Raw genomic sequence first — 14,913 nt, 5'->3', positions numbered from 1 at the left:
ATACGGGTTTGCGGCGCACCGGCGTCGGCAATGTAGGCTGTCGACTCGTTCGGGGTGCGTAGCTCAGGGGTAGAGCGCCTGCCTTACAAGCAGGATGTCGGCGGTTCGAAACCGTCCGCGCCCACCAGTAGGTAATGCCCTGGTCAGCTAGGTTTTGCGGCCCCTCGGAGTGATCTCCGGGGGGCCGTTTCCAGCGCTCCGCGCTCCCGTACCCCGCCGTTGCGTCGGTGGGGTACGGGAGCATCGGGGAGGCCCGGGTCAGCTGTTGGTGCAGGTGTTGCCGAAGGTGGGGTTCAGGAGGGCGACGAGGTCGATGCTGTTGCCGCACAGGTTGACCGGGATCTGCACCGGGACCTGGGTGACGTTTCCGGAGACGACGCCCGGGCTGCCGACCGCGGTGCCGGTCGTCGGGTCGGGGTCGGCCTGGGCGGCCGTGGCACCGAAGACGGTGAGTGCGCTCGCCAGTGCGGCGGCAGCGGCGATGGAGCGCATGCGCATGGAATACCTCCGGGAGTCGCTTGAGGGACGTGCTCATCACACCGGCGGCGGTGTCCGGAGCGCACGTCGAACTGGTCCGACCGGGCCGTTCTTTCCCATCAGCGGAGTACCGCGGAGTAGACCGCGTCCATCTGGCCCCTGCCTCGCGGGTCGAGGCGGGGCTTCGTCGGGTCCGGCCTAACATCCGTGCACGTGGCAGACATCCCCGATCGGCTCATCGCACTGGAACGCACCGCCGAGGAAGAGCGGGCGAGGCTCGCCGGGCTCAGCGGCGACGACTACGACGCACAGTGGCGCCGTTGGTGCGAGGCGGCCGAGGCCGCACAGGTGGCGATCACCGAGCACGCCAAGGCGACCGAGGCCAACCGGCACGAGGTGGAACAGGCCGTGAAGAAGGCCGTCCGGCGCACAGAGGAGGACCCGGCGGAGTGAGCGGCCCGGGCCCCGGTGTGGTCCCCCGCCGGTACGGCCTCCTGTGCGGCCACCGGTATGGCCTCCTGCACGGACCTCGGTACGACCCCCTGTATCGCCCTCGGTCGTGAGGTGACCGTGACCTCGCCCCCGCCGTCCGAGGGCCCGCGGAGCAGTCCGCTGTGCGCTCGCCCGTGCGTGGGGAGAGTGTGGAGACATGGCCGGCATGAAACCCGTGGTGATCTATCCGCCCGATGAGGAAGGCGGCAGGCGGGTGCGCGTGGACGGGGAGATCCTCGGGCGCGCGTTCAGCGTGCAGGACATCGCCCGCTTCATGCAGCAGGCCGGCTTGCAGGGCTGGGACGAGATGGACGTGGTCCGGTCCGCGCTCATCGAGTGGCGGGGTGGTGGCCCGGGGGCGTGGGCGCACTGAAGGAGCCCGGATGCGGAGGGTAGGGCGGGTGCGGCGGGTGTGGTGCGCCGGGGCCGGGGCTTTTCCGGTGCGTCGGGATCAGGGCTTTTCCGGCGGGTCATCGGCTGCGGAGCATGGGGCCGTCGCGGTACCGGTCTGCGACCTGAGAGGATCGCGGGCATCGTGTGCATGCGGAGGAGGGGGACGTGATGATCGTGCTGTTGGTGGGCGTCTTGGCGCTCGTCGTCGGCGGGTGCGTCTGCGTGGTGTGGGCGGAGCGCGGGGGGCCGAGTTGGGTCCGTGGCGTGGCGCGCCTGACGCTTGGCGCGGGCGAATTGCTGCGCGCTTCTGAGAAGCGCCGGCGCCGGCGCCGGAGCCCGAACCGGTCCGGCGGCGACTAGCCGACCGCAGGGGCGACCAGCCGACCAGAGCGGCGAGGGGACGGCGCGGCGGCGGTCCGTGTCAGCCGAGGTGTACCCGGATCGTGCCGTCCTCCGCCCGCTCCGGGCGTACTCGGGTCAGGTCGTTCACCAGGACGTCCGGCGCGTGTACGCCGGCGCGCGGGCCCACTCCCACGACCCGCATGCCCGCGGCGCGACCCGCGGCGATTCCCGCTCCGGAGTCCTCGAAGACCAGACAGTCGGCGGGGGCGACGCCGAGTTCCGCGGCGCCCTTCAGGAAGCCCGCGGGGTCGGGCTTGCTCGCGCCGACCGACTCGGCCGTGACGCGGACGTCCGGCTGGGCCAGCCCGGCCGCGGCCATCCGCGCCGTGGACAGGGCTGTGTCGGCGGAGGTCACGAGGGCGTGTGGCAGTCCGCGCAGGGCCCGCAGGAAGACGCTCGCGCCGGGGATCTCGACTACGCCGTCCATGTCGGCGGTCTCCTCGGCGAGCATGCGGGCGTTGTCGGCGAGGTTCTGTTCGACGGGCCGGTCGGGCAGCAGGACGGCCATCGAGGCGTGCCCTTGGCGGCCGTGCACGACCTTCATCACCTTGTCGCCGTCCAGCCCGTGCCGCTCGGCCCAGCGCCGCCAGATGCGTTCCACGACCGCGTCGGAGTTGACGAGCGTGCCGTCCATGTCGAGCAGCAGGGCGCGGGCGGTGAGGACGGTGGGCGGCATGGGCAGCTCCGAGACGACGGCAGGCGGGTGGGTGGCAAGCGGGTGACAGGCGGTGGCAGGTGCCGGGGACGCCGGTCGCGGCCCCGAAGGGGCAAGGCGACCCCGAGAAGGGACAAGGCGACCCCGCCCGCCGGTCAGGGAAAGCGAGCGGAGCCACTTTGTTTTCTTACGGTACAAAACAATTCCGGCATCCCGCCACCACCCCCGTCAACCGTTCACCCGTCGTTCAGCTCCACTCCGCACCTCCCGCCGCCCCGCGGCATCCACCTCGTCCGGTGCCTGTCGGCGCCTTCCGGCGTGCCCCGGCGCCCTGCGGTGTTCGGGGTGCTCGCCGCCTCCCTGCGTCCCGGCGGTATCGGATTCGCCCGGCGTGACCTGGCGTCCTGTCGCGATCGGCACCTCCCGGCGTGCCCCGGCGTCCCTTGGCGTCCGGCGCCCCCGGCGCCCCCGGCGCCCGCCCCCGGCCGACGTCGCCCGGTCGCGGCACCGTGCTGCCGCCGATGAAAAGTTCAGCGTGAACCTTGTCGTGTCATGTTCGCGTCACTAACTTCTTACCGGACACACACCTGCGCGCAAGGCGGGGCCGCGAGCATTCCCACGCCCGCACCCCAATCCCCCCACCCTTCAAGGGAGTTCGCATGGCCAAGTTCTACGCGCGTCAACGAGTCAGCATACTCGCCGCGTTCACCGCTCTCATAGCCTCCGTCGCGCTCTTCAACTCCCCGACCGCCTCCGCCGCGCTCCCCACCCCGGTCAGCGGCGCCACCGCCCGCAGCTACCTCTCGCAGCTCACCGTGGCCACCGAGAACCGCACCGGCTACAGCCGTGATCTCTTCCCCCACTGGATCACCATCAGCGGCACCTGCAACACCCGTGAGACGGTCCTCAAGCGCGACGGCTCGAACGTCGTCACCGACTCCTCCTGCGCCGCCACCAGCGGCAGCTGGTACTCCCCGTACGACGGCGCCACCTGGAGCGCCGCCTCCGACCTCGACATCGACCACGTCGTCCCGCTCGCCGAGGCATGGGACTCCGGCGCCGGCAAGTGGACCACCGCCCAGCGCCAGGCGTTCGCCAACGACCTGACCCGTCCGCAGCTCATCGCCGTCACCGACAGCGTGAACCAGGCGAAGGGTGACAAGGACCCGGCCGAGTGGATGCCGTCCCGCACGGCCTACAGCTGCACGTACGTCCGCGCCTGGGTCCAGGTGAAGTACTACTACAACCTCTCCGTCGACTCCGCCGAGAAGAGCGCGCTCACCAGCTACCTCAGCGGCTGCTGATCTCCGGAACCGTCCCGCCCGCCTCCGTCGTTCCGTACCGTACGGGACGACGGAGGAGGGTGATCGTGGCCGAACTGCGCCTGGGACCACTACTGAGGTACGCCGACGGCGCGTCCGCGACCGTCTGGGTCGAGGCGAGCCGGCCGTGCGCCGCCGAGGTGCGCTGTACCGACGGCGCGGGCGGCGCGGCCCACACCTTCCAGATCGCGGGCCATCACTACGCCCTGGTCCAGGTCACCGGGCTCACGCCGGGCACGTCAGCGGCGTACGAGGTGCTCCTGGACGGCACGCACGTGTGGCCGCTGCCCGACTCGCCCTTCCCGCCCTCCGAGATCCGCACGCCCGCCGCGGGCGACACCGTGCGCCTCGCCTTCGGCTCCTGCCGCTGGGCCGCGCCCCCGGCCGACGGGCACGACCGGGTCGGCCCCGACGCGCTGGACTCGCTCGCCGCCCGGCTGGCCGCCGACCCGGACGGCGAACGCCCCGACGTCCTGCTGCTGTTGGGCGACCAGGTGTACGCCGACGAGACCTCCGGCGCGATCCGCCGCCGCCTCGCCGCACGCCGCGACCTGAGCGATCCCCCGGGCGGCGAGGTCGCGGACTACGAGGAGTACACCTGGCTCTACTACGAGTCCTGGCTCGACCCCGAGGTGCGCTGGCTGCTGTCCACCGTGCCCAGCTGCATGATCTTCGACGACCATGATGTGATCGACGACTGGAACACCTCCGCCGCCTGGCTCGCCGACATGCGGGCCACCGACTGGTGGCGTGAGCGGCTGCTGAGCGGCCTGATGTCCTACTGGGTCCACCAGCACCTGGGCAACCTGTCCCCGGCCGAACTCGCCGCCGACCCGCTGTACGCGGCCGTACGCGAGACCCCCGACGCCACCGACGTGCTGCGCGCCTTCGCCGCCGAGGCCGACGCCCGCCCCGAATCGGTCCGCTGGAGTTACCGCCGGGACTTCGGGCGGGTCCGGCTGCTGATGGTGGACACCCGGGCGGCCCGGGTGCTCGACGAGGACGGCCGCGCGATGCTCGACCCGGGTGAGGCGGCCTGGCTGCGCGAGCAGGCCCTGGCCGACCGCGGCTCCTGCGACCACCTGCTGATCGGCAGTTCGCTGCCCTGGCTGCTGCCGCACCTGGTGCACGACGCCGAGACCTGGAACGCGGCGCTGTGCCGGGGCGAACGCGGGGCCCGCTGGGCGCGGTTCGGCGAGGACCTGCGCCGCCGGGCCGACCTGGAGCACTGGGCGGCCTTCCCGGAGTCCTTCGCCGCCCTGGCCGCACTGCTCGCCGAGGCCGGCTCCGGGCCGGGGGCGCCGGCCGGCGTCCTTGTCCTGTCCGGAGACGTGCACCATGCCTATGTCGCCGAGCCGTCCTGGCCGGCCGGCCCGCCCGACGCCCGGGTCCTGCAACTCACCTGCTCCCCGGTGCACAACTCCATCCCGCGCTCGATCCGCCTCGGTTTCCGCTTCGGCTGGAGCGCGGCGGCCCGGGTCCTGGGCCGCCGGTTCGTCCGGCACGGCCGCTGCCCGAAGCCGCCGGTCGACTGGCGCAGGACGGGCGGGCCCTGGTTCGGCAACCAGCTCATGACGCTGACGCTGAGGGGGCGTTCGGCCCGGCTGCGGCTGGAACGGGTCCGCCCGGACGGGAGGTTGACGACCGTGGAGGAGTCCCTCCTGACCGGTCCATGAGGGACAACCGGGACCTGTGGGATCCGCGTTGGCTTCCGTGGTGGGCGGCGGCATGATGAGGCGGACCGTCCGCTTCCTGCGGACGTTTCACCGCCTTGCGCCCCAAATGCCCGGGAGTCTCACCTTTGTCTGCACCGACCGAGGAATCCTCTGCGGTCTCCGTCGCCCTGGTCGGCGCCGGTCCACGCGGTACCAGCGTCCTGGAACGCCTCTGCGCCTCGGCGCCGGAGCTGCTCCCGCCCGGTGTCCGGCTGACGGTCCATGTGATCGACCCGGCGCCGCCCGGACCGGGCCGCGTCTGGCACCCCGCCCAGTCGCCGGAACTGCTGATGAACACCGTGGCCTGCCAGGTGACGCTGTTCACCGACGAGAGCGTCGACTGCTCGGGGCCGATCCGGCCCGGCCCCAGCCTCTACGAGTGGGCGGACGGCGAGCTGGACCCGGACGACTACCCGACCCGCGCCCACTACGGCCGCTATCTGGAGTGGGTGTTCGCCCGGATCGTGCGGCACGCGCCGGACACCGTACGCGTACGGACCCACCGGGCCCGCGCCGTACGGCTCGACGACGCCGGTGACGGCCGGCAGGTGCTCACCCTGGACGACGGCCGGACCCTGGCCGGACTGTCGGCGGTGGTCCTCGCCCAGGGTCACCTCCCGGAGGTCGCGGAGCGCACACAGCGGGAGCTGACCGAGTACGCCGAGCGCCACGGCCTGCGCCATATACCGCCCGCCAACCCGGCGGACGTCGACCTCGCCCCGCTCGCGCCCGGCGAGCCGGTGCTGCTGCGCGGCCTGGGCCTCAACTTCTTCGACCACATAGCCCTGTTGACCACCGGCCGGGGCGGACGCTTCACCCGCGGCGCCGACGGCACCCTGCGCTACATCCCGTCCGGCGACGAGCCGCGGCTGTACGCCGGTTCCCGGCGCGGGGTCCCCTACCAGGCGCGCGGCGACAACGCGAAGGGCCCGTACGGCCGGCACACCCCGCGCGTCCTGACCCCGGAGGCGATCGCGGGCTTCCGCAAGCGCGCGGACTCCGGTGAGCCGCCGGACTTCCGCGCGGAGGTCTGGCCGCTGGTCGCCAAGGAGGTGGAGACCGTCTACTACGGCGCGCTGACCCGGCGCTCCGACTTCGCCGAGCGGTTCCTGGCCGTCCCGCACGGCGATCCGCAAGAAGCCCTGCTGCTGGACGAGTTCGGGGTCCGGGACGCCGACCGCTGGAGTTGGGAGCGGGTCTCCCGGCCGCACGCCGGGCGGGACTTCGCGGACCGGCGGCAGTGGCGAGTGTGGCTGCGCGACCATCTGCGTGAGGACGCCGCGCAGGCCGCCCTCGGCAATGTCGCAGGCCCGCTGAAGGCGGCCCTGGACGTGCTGCGCGATCTGCGCAACGAGATACGGCTCGTGGTCGACCACGGCGGGCTGGCCGGCACCTCCCGCCGGGACCACCTGGATGGCTGGTACACCCCGCTCAACGCGTTCCTGTCCATCGGCCCGCCACGGCGGCGCATCGAGGAGCTGACCGCGCTGCTGGACGCGGGGGTGGTGGAGGTGCTCGGGCCGCGGCTGGCGGTGCGCTGCGCGGACGGGGCCTGGACGGCGCACTCACCGGACGTGCCCGGCTCGGCGGTGCGTGTGACGACTCTCATAGAGGCGCGTCTTCCGGAACCCGATCTGCGACGCACCGCCGACGCGTTGCTCGCCCGACTGCTGCGGACCGGCGAATGTCGGCCACACACCGTCGACGGCTATGAGACCGGAGGGCTGGATGTGACGGCGCGCCCCTACTTCTTGATGGACCGTCAAGGTAGGCCGCACGCAGGGAGGTTCGCGTTCGGGGTGCCCACCGAAGGGGTGCACTGGGTGACCGCGGCGGGGGCCCGGCCCGGGGTGGATTCGGTCACGCTGTCCGACGCGGACGCGGTGGCGCGGGCGGTGCTGCGGGCGGCCGGGGCGGAGGTGCGACCGCGAGCGGAAGCGGAACCGCGAGCGGAGGCGGAACACCGCGGCCGAATGTTGAAGTTGCAAGCATTGATTAGGTCCACCTAACCTGGTTTCCTCGTTCGGTACCCCGCCCCCAGACCGGCCCGTCCCCGGCCGGCCCGACCGAAACCGAAGAGGAGAACCCCCATATGTCCGCTCGACTCAACTCCGCTCAGCCGTATGTCATCGGCCTGTTCCGGGTCGTCATCGGCCTGCTCTTCGCCGTGCACGGCGCCGCCTCGCTCTTCGGCGTCCTCGGCGGTGCCGCGGGCACCGACGGCGGCACGATCGACGCCGGAACCTGGCCCGGCTGGTACGCGGCCGTCATCCAGCTCGTGGGCGGCGTCCTCGTGCTGCTCGGCCTCGGCACCCGGGCCGCGGCCCTGATCGCCTCGGGCTCCATGGCGTACGCCTACTTCACCGTGCACCAGGAGACCGCCCTGTGGCCGATACAGAACGGCGGCGAGCTGCCGGCCCTGTTCTCCTGGGCCTTCCTCCTGCTCGTCTTCACCGGCTCCGGCGCGCTCGGCCTGGACGGACTCTTCGCCCGGCGCACGTCCGGCGCGCGGGAGCAGACGGCGGAGCAGGAGCCGGTGGCCGTCTGACCCATCCCGTTACGGCGCCCTTCACCCCCGGTTCGCGCAGGGGAAGGGCGCCGTACCATTTCATCTCCCCAGCCTCTTTCGCCCCCCGCGTCCCCGCTGTCACACCCGCCGCGTACGCTGTATGGCTGTCAACGGGGGAGCAACGGGAGTCGTCGTGTGGGAGAGCATGGGGTCGCTGACCGGCAGCCCATGGATATACGCCATGGTGGCCCTGTCGGTTCTGCTGGACGTGTTCCTGCCGGTGCTGCCGAGCGGGGTGTTGGTGATCACGGCGGCCACCACGGCGGCGGCCGGTTCCGGCGCGGCGACCGGGCAGGTCCCGCACGCGGTGCCCGACATGCTCGTCCTGATCCTCTCCGCGGCCACCGCGTCCGTCCTCGGCGACCTGGTGGCGTACCGCCTGGCCTGGCGCGGCGGGGCGCGACTGGATCGCGCGATCGCCCGCTCCCGCCGCCTGACCTCGGCGCAGGAACGTCTCGGTGCGGCGCTCTCGCGGGGCGGCGGGACCCTGGTGATCCTGGCCCGCTTCGCCCCGGCCGGCCGCTCGATCGTCTCCTTCTGCGCGGGCGCCGCCCACCGCCGCGCCCGCGACTTCCTCCCCTGGTCGGCCCTGGCCGGCCTGTCCTGGGCCGCGTACAGCGTCGCCCTCGGCTACTTCGGCGCGCAATGGCTGGGCGCCACCTGGCTGGCCACGGGAGTCTCCCTGGCCGCCCTGTTCGCAGCCGGAGCAGCGGCAACGTACTGGATGCGCCGCAGCCCCGCGTAACACGCTCCCGCTAGGGCATGGGGAACGCGCCCGGTAGGGGCGCGGGGAACTGCGCGACCGGCCACGACGAACCCGCGGACGACCGCCGACGGTTGTCGTATGAGGGGCGCGGGGAGCTGCGCGATCAACCACGACGAACCCGCGGACGACCGCCGACGGTTGTCGTATGAGGGGCGCGGGGAGCTGCGCGACCAGCCACAACGAACCCGCGGACGACCGCCGACGCATCACGCCGTTTCCGCGGAGCCCCCCGCGGAGCGCCCCCCGCCCCGGACCTCCAGCCCGTCGAGGAGTTCGGCGGTCGCCCGCGCGACCGCGTCCACGGCCCGGTCGAACACCTCCCGGTTGTGTGCGGCGGGCGCCCGGAACCCGGACACCTTCCGCACGTACTGAAGCGCCGCGGCGCGGATGTCCTCCTCCGTGGCCTCCTCGGGCAGCGCGGGCGGACGCAGGGTCTTGATACTCCGGCACATGCGCCCAGTCTCCCTCATGGCCTGTGAGGGGTGGGGCGGAGCGAACGGAACCGAGTACGACCGAAGAGATCACTCGGCACTGAGCTCTGCGAGCTGTTCGGCCGCGGTGATGTTGCCTCGGTCGGCGAGGCGGCGCAGCTCGCTCAGGTCACCTTGCTCGGTGGCGAGTTCGATCAGTTCATCGACTGCCGTCTCGTCGCCGCTGTCGGCCCGCTGTCGGACAGGTCGGAGTCGGTCATGATGGACACTCTCTGCTTGGTGTTGACCCGGATCGGTCGGCCGGGCACGGCGTGATCACAACTGCTGCTCACTGGAGGCGGGCAGCTTTCCCGAGGCGCGAAGGTCGTCGCGATGCGAGTTCCACTCCAGCAACAGTGCGGGCAGGCTCACCCGGTCCATACGCTCGCCGGCGGCACGCGTGCGCCGCACCATCCCGTACGTGGCACCGCGAGAACCTCACCGGCCAGCTGTAGCGCTCGGCCGGGGCACACGTTCGTGTGAAGTGGTGGAAGGAACTCGCATCCCAAAATCGAACAGGCGTAGCATTGTCGTGTGGCTAAGACCTATGACTTTCCGAGTGACCTGCTCGCTGGTCAGGAGGAGCTGCATCAGGTCCGGGCCGAGCTGTCGGCCCTGCTGAAGCGGCTCCCCTGGTCGGTCGAGCCGCTGGATGCCTTCAGTGACGATCAGGGCTGGCGGAAGATGGAGCGGCCCGCGTCCCCGGGTTGGACGGACGACGAACAGGCCGAGGTGGAGAAGTTGCGGCAGCGGGAGCACGAGCTTGCGGTGTTCGTGAGCACGCACCGCTTCTGGGCGGAGGTCGCGGCGGCGGAGCGGGTGGACGCGCGGATGGGGCTCAAGTACGCGCACGAGGAGCCGCCCGCGGGCCTGGAAGATCCCGGATGAGTCCGGGTGAGTCCGGGTGAGTCCAGGGCCCGGCGGGCGGGGTGGGGTCCGTTGCGGTGGAGCGGGACGGTGGATCGGGGCGGCGGGGCGTGGCCAGGCGGCGAAGCGGGGCTCAGGGCTGGGAGGTCTGCGACTCCAGGCTCGCCCGCGTGGCCGTGCCGTAGACGCCGAACTCGTCCGAGCGGATGCCATGGGCCCACTGGTAGCCGCGTACGGCGTTTTCCAGGTGGTTGTCGAAGTGGCCGTTGGCGGGACCCCAGTACTGGTTCAACTGCTTGAGGCGGAGCTGAAGTTCGGTGACCTCGGGGCCCTGGTCGCCGCGTCGCAGGACCGGGCTCGGGGCGGGGGTTGTGGCCTCGGCCGGGTCGGCGGACGTCGCCGTGTCGGACGGTTCGGGGGAGCGGGACGGAGTGGCGGAGGGGGTGGTCGCGCTCGACCGCGGCGCCGAGGGGGTGGGGGAGGTCGTCGGCGTGGGGCTGGTGGGCGCGGAGGGAATGGTGGCGGCCGGGGGAGCGGAGGTGGGGGCCGTGGCCGCCTTCGTCGTGGCCGCCTCGCTCGTCCGCTCGGGCACGCTTGCGCGGATGTCCGCGGGGGCCGCCCCGTCCCGCGAGGGCGTGTCGTAGGTGAACAGCCCGCTCGCGAAACCGGCCACCGCGACGGTGGCGACCGCCGCTCCGGCGACCGAGAGCAGAACGGTACGGCGGCGCCGAGGCCCCGGTGCCGCATCACCGGCCGCGGCACCACCCTCGTACCGCTCGCGCCGCTTCGGATCGAACCGATCCAGATCGACCGCACTCGGCGCGGATGCCGTGGTCCCCAGCGGCGTGGGCAGGGCCGCACCGGCCCCGACGTCCTCGATCCGCCGCAACACCATGGTGGCCTCGTCCCCCGGAGACGCCACGTCCATCGCCCCGGCACCGGCAGCGCCGGCGGCACCGACCCGCCGCAACTCCATGGTGACGTCCCCACCCGAGGTATCGCCCGTGCCGGAGCCCGCGCCGACACCTGCGTCCGGGTGCGCGGTGGCCCCGTCCGCGCCCGCCGGGGAGCCCGCGCTCGCGCTTTCGGCAGCCCTGGTGGGTGCACCGGGGCCCGCGGGGGCGCCCGGGTTCACTCCGGCGTCCTTGGCTGCTCCGGTACTCGCATCGGGTCCCGATCCCCTGCCCGCGTCCGGGTTCGCAGTCGTGGCCTCGGCCGCGCCCGCGCGGGAGCCCCCGCCACCGCCTTCGGCATCCCCGGCATACGTCCGGGAACCCGCGCGGACGCCCATGCCCGCACCCGTGGCCGCAAAGCCCGCCGCAGGGCCTGGGGCAGCACCCATGGCAGGGGTTGCGGCAACTCCCGCACCCGCGTCCCGGCCGCCAGCGCCAGCACCCGGGCCGACAGCTGACCTGGTGCCCGCGCCGGAGCGCGCACCCGCGCCCATTCCCGGACCTGCGTCGGTGCGCCAACCTGCCGCCGACCCGCCACCCGCACCGGTGCCTGCGCCAGTAGCCGCCCCCCGGCGCGCGCCCGCACCACCATCCGCACGGGTGCCTACGTCAGTAGCCGCTCCCAGGCCCGCGCCGGAACCCGCTCCCCGGCCCGCGCCGGAACCCGCGCCCGCGCCCCCGGTCGGTTCGCCGGTCGGTTCGCCAGTCGTGGCCTCGGTCGTGACCTTGGTCGTGGTCCCGGTGGAGGTCGGCGTTCTGGTGCCGTTCGCGTTTCCGGGCGCTGCCTCGGCCAGGACCGTGGTCAGGTTGGTGTCCAGGTCGACGTACGGCCGGATGCGGAGCGGATCGAAGTCCTCCGCTGCCGCCGCCTCCGCCGTGCGGGTATCGCGGAGGGCGTCGGCGGCGCGTTGGGCGCAGGAGCAGGACGCGGTGTTGTCCGGCCCCCGCGGCGCCCCGCACTCCGGGCACGGGCCGCCCTTCGGGTCTGCGCCGCCCCTCGGGCCTGCCTCGTCCCTCGGGTCTGCGCCGCCCGTCGGATCCGTCATATCTGCGTCCCCTCCCCACGCGTCCCCGCGTGATCTCCAGAGATTATGCAGACCTCCCACACATCTCCTACTCGGAAGCCCCCGGAATGACGGATTCCGAAGTGATCTCACGGGACTCAACAGGCCATAACGGGTGACACCACTCACGATGGAAAGACGGGAAAAAGGGAGCCCCGGGAGGTCCCATGGCCCTGGAGACGCACGGCACCGCTCAGGACGCCGAGGGCGCACAAGGCGTCCCCGGAAACGTGCTCGTCCCGATCGGCGCCCTGCTCCTCGGACTGCTGCTCGCCGCGCTCGACCAGACCATCGTGTCGACCGCGCTGCCCACCATCGTCAGCGACCTGGGCGGACTGGACCATCTGTCCTGGGTGGTCACCGCCTATCTGCTGGCGTCGACCGCCGCCACCCCGCTGTGGGGCAAGCTCGGCGACCAGTACGGCCGCAAGAGACTCTTCCAGCTCGCGATAGTGATCTTCCTGGTCGGCTCCATGCTGTGCGGCATGGCCCGTGACATGCCCCAGCTCATCGCCTTCCGGGCCTTGCAGGGCCTGGGCGGCGGTGGCCTGATCGTGCTGTCGATGGCGATCGTCGGGGACATCGTCCCGCCGCGCGAACGCGGCCGTTACCAGGGACTGTTCGGCGCGGTCTTCGGCACCACCAGCGTGCTCGGGCCGCTGCTCGGCGGCCTGCTCACCGAGCATCTGAGCTGGCGCTGGGTCTTCTACGTCAACCTGCCCGTCGGCATCGTCGCCCTCGCGGTGATCGCCACCTCCCTGCGCATCCCGCGCCGGACCGCCCACCACGTCATCGACTACCTCGGCACCTCGCTGATCGCCGCGGTCGCCACCTGTCTGGTCCTGGTCGCCTCCCTCGGCGGCACCACCTGGGCCTGGGGCTCGCCCCAGATCATCGGGCTCGTCGTACTCGGCGTCGTCCTGGCCGTGGTGTTCGTCGGCGTGGAACGCAGGGCCGCCGAACCCGTCCTGCCGCTGGATCTCTTCCGCATCCGCACCTTCACGCTCGCCGCCCTCATCAGCTTCATCGTCGGCTTCGCGATGTTCGGCGCGATGACCTACCTGCCCACGTTCCTCCAGGTCGTGCACGGCATCTCCCCGACCATGTCGGGTGTGCACATGCTGCCGATGGTGGTGGGCCTGATGCTGTCCTCGACCGTCTCCGGGCAGATCGTCAGCCGCACCGGCCGCTGGAAGGTGTTCCCGATCGCCGGCACCGGGGTCACCACGATCGGACTGCTCCTGCTGCACCGGCTCGACGAGCACAGCTCCACGGCCGTGATGAGCACGTATTTCTTCGTTCTCGGCCTGGGCCTCGGCCTGGTCATGCAGGTCCTCGTGCTCATCGTGCAGAACGCCGTCTCCTACGAGGATCTCGGCGTCGCCACCTCCGGCGCGACCTTCTTCCGCTCCATCGGCGCCTCGTTCGGCGTCGCCATCTTCGGCACGGTCTTCGCGAGCCGCCTCGGCACCGAACTCGCCGCCGCCTTCCGGGGCCTGCACCTGCCGCCCGGGGTCACACCGGGCGCGCTCCGGGCCGATCCGCGCGGAATCGGCCTGCTGTCGCCGCCGCTGCGCCCGGCGGCCCTGCACGCGTTCTCGGCCTCCATCACCGATGTCTTCCTGTACGCGGCTCCGGTCGCCGTCCTCGGCTTCGTACTGGCGTGGTTCCTGAAGGAGGACCGGCTGCGCGTCTCGGTGACGGCGCCGGACGGGACGGAGACGCTGGCCTCCAACCCGGTCGAGCGGTCCTCGTACGACGAGGTGTGCCGCGCGCTGTCGCTGCTCGGCACCCGTGACGGGCGGCGGGAGGTCTACCGCAGGATCACCGAACGGGCCGGGTACGACCTGCTGCCCGGGGCGAGCTGGCTACTGCTGCGGACGCGGAAGTACGGCTCGGTGGAGCCCGGTGTGCTCGCCGAGGACGGTTCCATTCCGCTGCACCTCGTCATGGCGGCCGCCCGCCAGGTCGAGGAGCGGCGGCTGGCCGTGCGCGAGGGACTCGACCTGTATCTGACCGACCGGGGCCGTGAGGTCGCCGACCGGCTGGCCCAGGCCCGCGAGGACTCGCTGGCGGAGCTGCTGGGCGACTGGTGGGGACCGGACCGGCCCACCGACCTGGACCGGCTGGTGCGGCAGCTGACCGACGAGATGTGCGGCTCGCGGCGCGAGCAGCCGCAGAGCGAGCGCGCGCCGAAGTTCAGCTAGTCGCTGGTTCAGCTGAGGTCCCGGTTCGCGTCGGGGCCCGTGCCCCCGGGTCCAGGTTCTTGCGGAACCAGTGCTCGGCGTACCGGTCGTCGTTGTGCCGCCCGGTCTCCGTGTAGCCGAGGCGGGCGTACAGGGCACGGGCCTCCACCAGGTCGCCGCGCGTGTCGAGGATCATGCGCGTGGCACCGAGGTCGCGGGCCGCCCGCTCGGCGGCGGTCACGAGCAGAGGGGCGCCGCCCCGGCCGCGCCGTCTCTCGTGCAGGAAGACCCGGGTCAGTTCGGCGGTGGCCGGGTCCAGGAGCCGCACCCCCGCACAGCCGACGGGCTCACCGTCGTACCGGGCGACCAGCAACTGTCCGGTGGGCGGGGCGAGTTCGGCACCCGATGCGGCGGCGATCTCCCGTTCCAGCTCGACGGGGTCGGTGCGATGCCCCTCGTAGCGCAGGTACCAGCGGTCACTGACCTCCGTGTAGTACGCCCGCCACAGCGCGGCGGCGACGGCGGAGTCGAAGGGTTCCGGGGCGACGGTCCAGGTCATGGCCGACATGGTCGGAAGGCGTC

Annotated in this window: 15 protein-coding genes and 1 tRNA gene; 11 read left to right on the top strand and 5 right to left on the bottom strand. The window is 72.5% G+C overall.

Going from position 1 to position 14,913, the window contains the following annotated elements:
* Positions 1-52: 52 nt before the first annotated feature.
* Positions 53-127, top strand: a tRNA-Val gene (locus ACWEKM_RS21115).
* Positions 128-258: 131 nt separating this feature from the next.
* Here the strand turns inward: ACWEKM_RS21115 and ACWEKM_RS21110 are convergent.
* On the bottom strand, positions 259-492 hold the full coding sequence (locus tag ACWEKM_RS21110; RefSeq protein WP_451622747.1) for a chaplin: 234 nt from the start codon (positions 490-492) through the stop codon (positions 259-261).
* 198 nt (positions 493-690) lie between these two features.
* On the opposite strand from ACWEKM_RS21110, the gene ACWEKM_RS21105 reads away from it, so the two are divergent.
* The 3 genes from ACWEKM_RS21105 to ACWEKM_RS21095 all read left to right on the top strand — a co-directional run bounded on the left by ACWEKM_RS21105 (position 691) and on the right by ACWEKM_RS21095 (position 1,722).
* On the top strand, positions 691-930 hold the full coding sequence (locus tag ACWEKM_RS21105) for a hypothetical protein (protein ID WP_451622723.1): 240 nt from the start codon (positions 691-693) through the stop codon (positions 928-930).
* 196 nt (positions 931-1,126) lie between these two features.
* The gene (locus tag ACWEKM_RS21100; RefSeq protein ID WP_451622722.1) at positions 1,127-1,342 is read left to right on the top strand and encodes a hypothetical protein; all 216 of its coding nucleotides are present in this window, start codon (positions 1,127-1,129) and stop codon (positions 1,340-1,342) included.
* Positions 1,343-1,530: 188 nt separating this feature from the next.
* On the top strand, positions 1,531-1,722 hold the full coding sequence (locus tag ACWEKM_RS21095) for a hypothetical protein (RefSeq protein WP_451622746.1): 192 nt from the start codon (positions 1,531-1,533) through the stop codon (positions 1,720-1,722).
* 61 nt (positions 1,723-1,783) lie between these two features.
* On the opposite strand, the gene ACWEKM_RS21090 is transcribed toward ACWEKM_RS21095, so the two are convergent.
* A complete protein-coding gene (locus ACWEKM_RS21090) occupies positions 1,784-2,440 on the bottom strand; it encodes an HAD-IA family hydrolase (protein WP_451622721.1) in 657 nt (218 codons plus the stop codon).
* 638 nt (positions 2,441-3,078) lie between these two features.
* On the opposite strand from ACWEKM_RS21090, the gene ACWEKM_RS21085 reads away from it, so the two are divergent.
* The 5 genes from ACWEKM_RS21085 (at position 3,079) to ACWEKM_RS21065 (ending at position 8,770) form a co-directional block, all read left to right on the top strand.
* On the top strand, positions 3,079-3,723 hold the full coding sequence (locus ACWEKM_RS21085) for an HNH endonuclease family protein (RefSeq protein WP_451622720.1): 645 nt from the start codon (positions 3,079-3,081) through the stop codon (positions 3,721-3,723).
* A 65-nt stretch (positions 3,724-3,788) separates the two neighbouring features.
* Complete coding sequence (locus ACWEKM_RS21080) at positions 3,789-5,417, top strand: alkaline phosphatase D family protein (RefSeq protein WP_451622719.1); 1,629 nt, start codon at positions 3,789-3,791, stop codon at positions 5,415-5,417.
* Between the two features lie 125 nt (positions 5,418-5,542).
* Complete coding sequence (locus tag ACWEKM_RS21075; RefSeq protein WP_451622718.1) at positions 5,543-7,465, top strand: FAD/NAD(P)-binding protein; 1,923 nt, start codon at positions 5,543-5,545, stop codon at positions 7,463-7,465.
* Between the two features lie 83 nt (positions 7,466-7,548).
* Positions 7,549-8,004: a DoxX family protein gene (locus ACWEKM_RS21070; RefSeq protein ID WP_451622717.1), complete on the top strand. Its 456-nt coding sequence runs from the start codon at positions 7,549-7,551 to the stop codon at positions 8,002-8,004.
* A 121-nt stretch (positions 8,005-8,125) separates the two neighbouring features.
* Positions 8,126-8,770 carry a DedA family protein gene (locus tag ACWEKM_RS21065; RefSeq protein WP_451622716.1) on the top strand — a complete coding sequence of 215 codons (645 nt, stop codon included), beginning with the start codon at positions 8,126-8,128 and terminating at the stop codon, positions 8,768-8,770.
* Between the two features lie 227 nt (positions 8,771-8,997).
* Here ACWEKM_RS21065 and ACWEKM_RS21060 read toward each other — a convergent pair whose 3' ends face one another.
* Complete coding sequence (locus ACWEKM_RS21060) at positions 8,998-9,243, bottom strand: DUF2277 domain-containing protein (protein ID WP_451622715.1); 246 nt, start codon at positions 9,241-9,243, stop codon at positions 8,998-9,000.
* Between the two features lie 552 nt (positions 9,244-9,795).
* On the opposite strand from ACWEKM_RS21060, the gene ACWEKM_RS21055 reads away from it, so the two are divergent.
* Entirely contained in the window at positions 9,796-10,149 is a 354-nt protein-coding gene (locus tag ACWEKM_RS21055; RefSeq protein WP_451622714.1) for a hypothetical protein, read from the top strand.
* Between the two features lie 112 nt (positions 10,150-10,261).
* On the opposite strand, the gene ACWEKM_RS21050 is transcribed toward ACWEKM_RS21055, so the two are convergent.
* Entirely contained in the window at positions 10,262-11,263 is a 1,002-nt protein-coding gene (locus ACWEKM_RS21050; protein WP_451622713.1) for a peptidoglycan-binding domain-containing protein, read from the bottom strand.
* Between the two features lie 1,049 nt (positions 11,264-12,312).
* On the opposite strand from ACWEKM_RS21050, the gene ACWEKM_RS21045 reads away from it, so the two are divergent.
* Positions 12,313-14,352: a DHA2 family efflux MFS transporter permease subunit gene (locus ACWEKM_RS21045; protein ID WP_451622712.1), complete on the top strand. Its 2,040-nt coding sequence runs from the start codon at positions 12,313-12,315 to the stop codon at positions 14,350-14,352.
* Here ACWEKM_RS21045 and ACWEKM_RS21040 read toward each other — a convergent pair.
* Positions 14,345-14,890, bottom strand: coding sequence for a GNAT family N-acetyltransferase (locus ACWEKM_RS21040; RefSeq protein WP_451622711.1), 546 nt, complete (start codon positions 14,888-14,890; stop codon positions 14,345-14,347). The genes ACWEKM_RS21045 and ACWEKM_RS21040 overlap by 8 nt on opposite strands.
* Positions 14,891-14,913 lie beyond the last annotated feature (23 nt).

Source organism: Streptomyces sp. NPDC004752, from assembly GCF_053601275.1.
Note: the sequence above shows the minus strand (reverse complement) of the source record. Positions and strands in the feature narration are given on the sequence as shown.

Coding starts and splice junctions, on each gene's coding strand:
- ACWEKM_RS21095 (WP_451622746.1), top strand. CDS start 1,531: ATGATCGTGCTGTTGGTGGGCGTCTTGGCGCTCGTCGTCGGCGGGTGC.
- ACWEKM_RS21060 (WP_451622715.1), bottom strand. CDS start 9,243: ATGTGCCGGAGTATCAAGACCCTGCGTCCGCCCGCGCTGCCCGAGGAG.
- ACWEKM_RS21045 (WP_451622712.1), top strand. CDS start 12,313: ATGGCCCTGGAGACGCACGGCACCGCTCAGGACGCCGAGGGCGCACAA.
- ACWEKM_RS21065 (WP_451622716.1), top strand. CDS start 8,126: ATGGCTGTCAACGGGGGAGCAACGGGAGTCGTCGTGTGGGAGAGCATG.
- ACWEKM_RS21085 (WP_451622720.1), top strand. CDS start 3,079: ATGGCCAAGTTCTACGCGCGTCAACGAGTCAGCATACTCGCCGCGTTC.
- ACWEKM_RS21090 (WP_451622721.1), bottom strand. CDS start 2,440: ATGCCGCCCACCGTCCTCACCGCCCGCGCCCTGCTGCTCGACATGGAC.
- ACWEKM_RS21100 (WP_451622722.1), top strand. CDS start 1,127: ATGGCCGGCATGAAACCCGTGGTGATCTATCCGCCCGATGAGGAAGGC.
- ACWEKM_RS21070 (WP_451622717.1), top strand. CDS start 7,549: ATGTCCGCTCGACTCAACTCCGCTCAGCCGTATGTCATCGGCCTGTTC.
- ACWEKM_RS21110 (WP_451622747.1), bottom strand. CDS start 492: ATGCGCTCCATCGCCGCTGCCGCCGCACTGGCGAGCGCACTCACCGTC.
- ACWEKM_RS21040 (WP_451622711.1), bottom strand. CDS start 14,890: ATGACCTGGACCGTCGCCCCGGAACCCTTCGACTCCGCCGTCGCCGCC.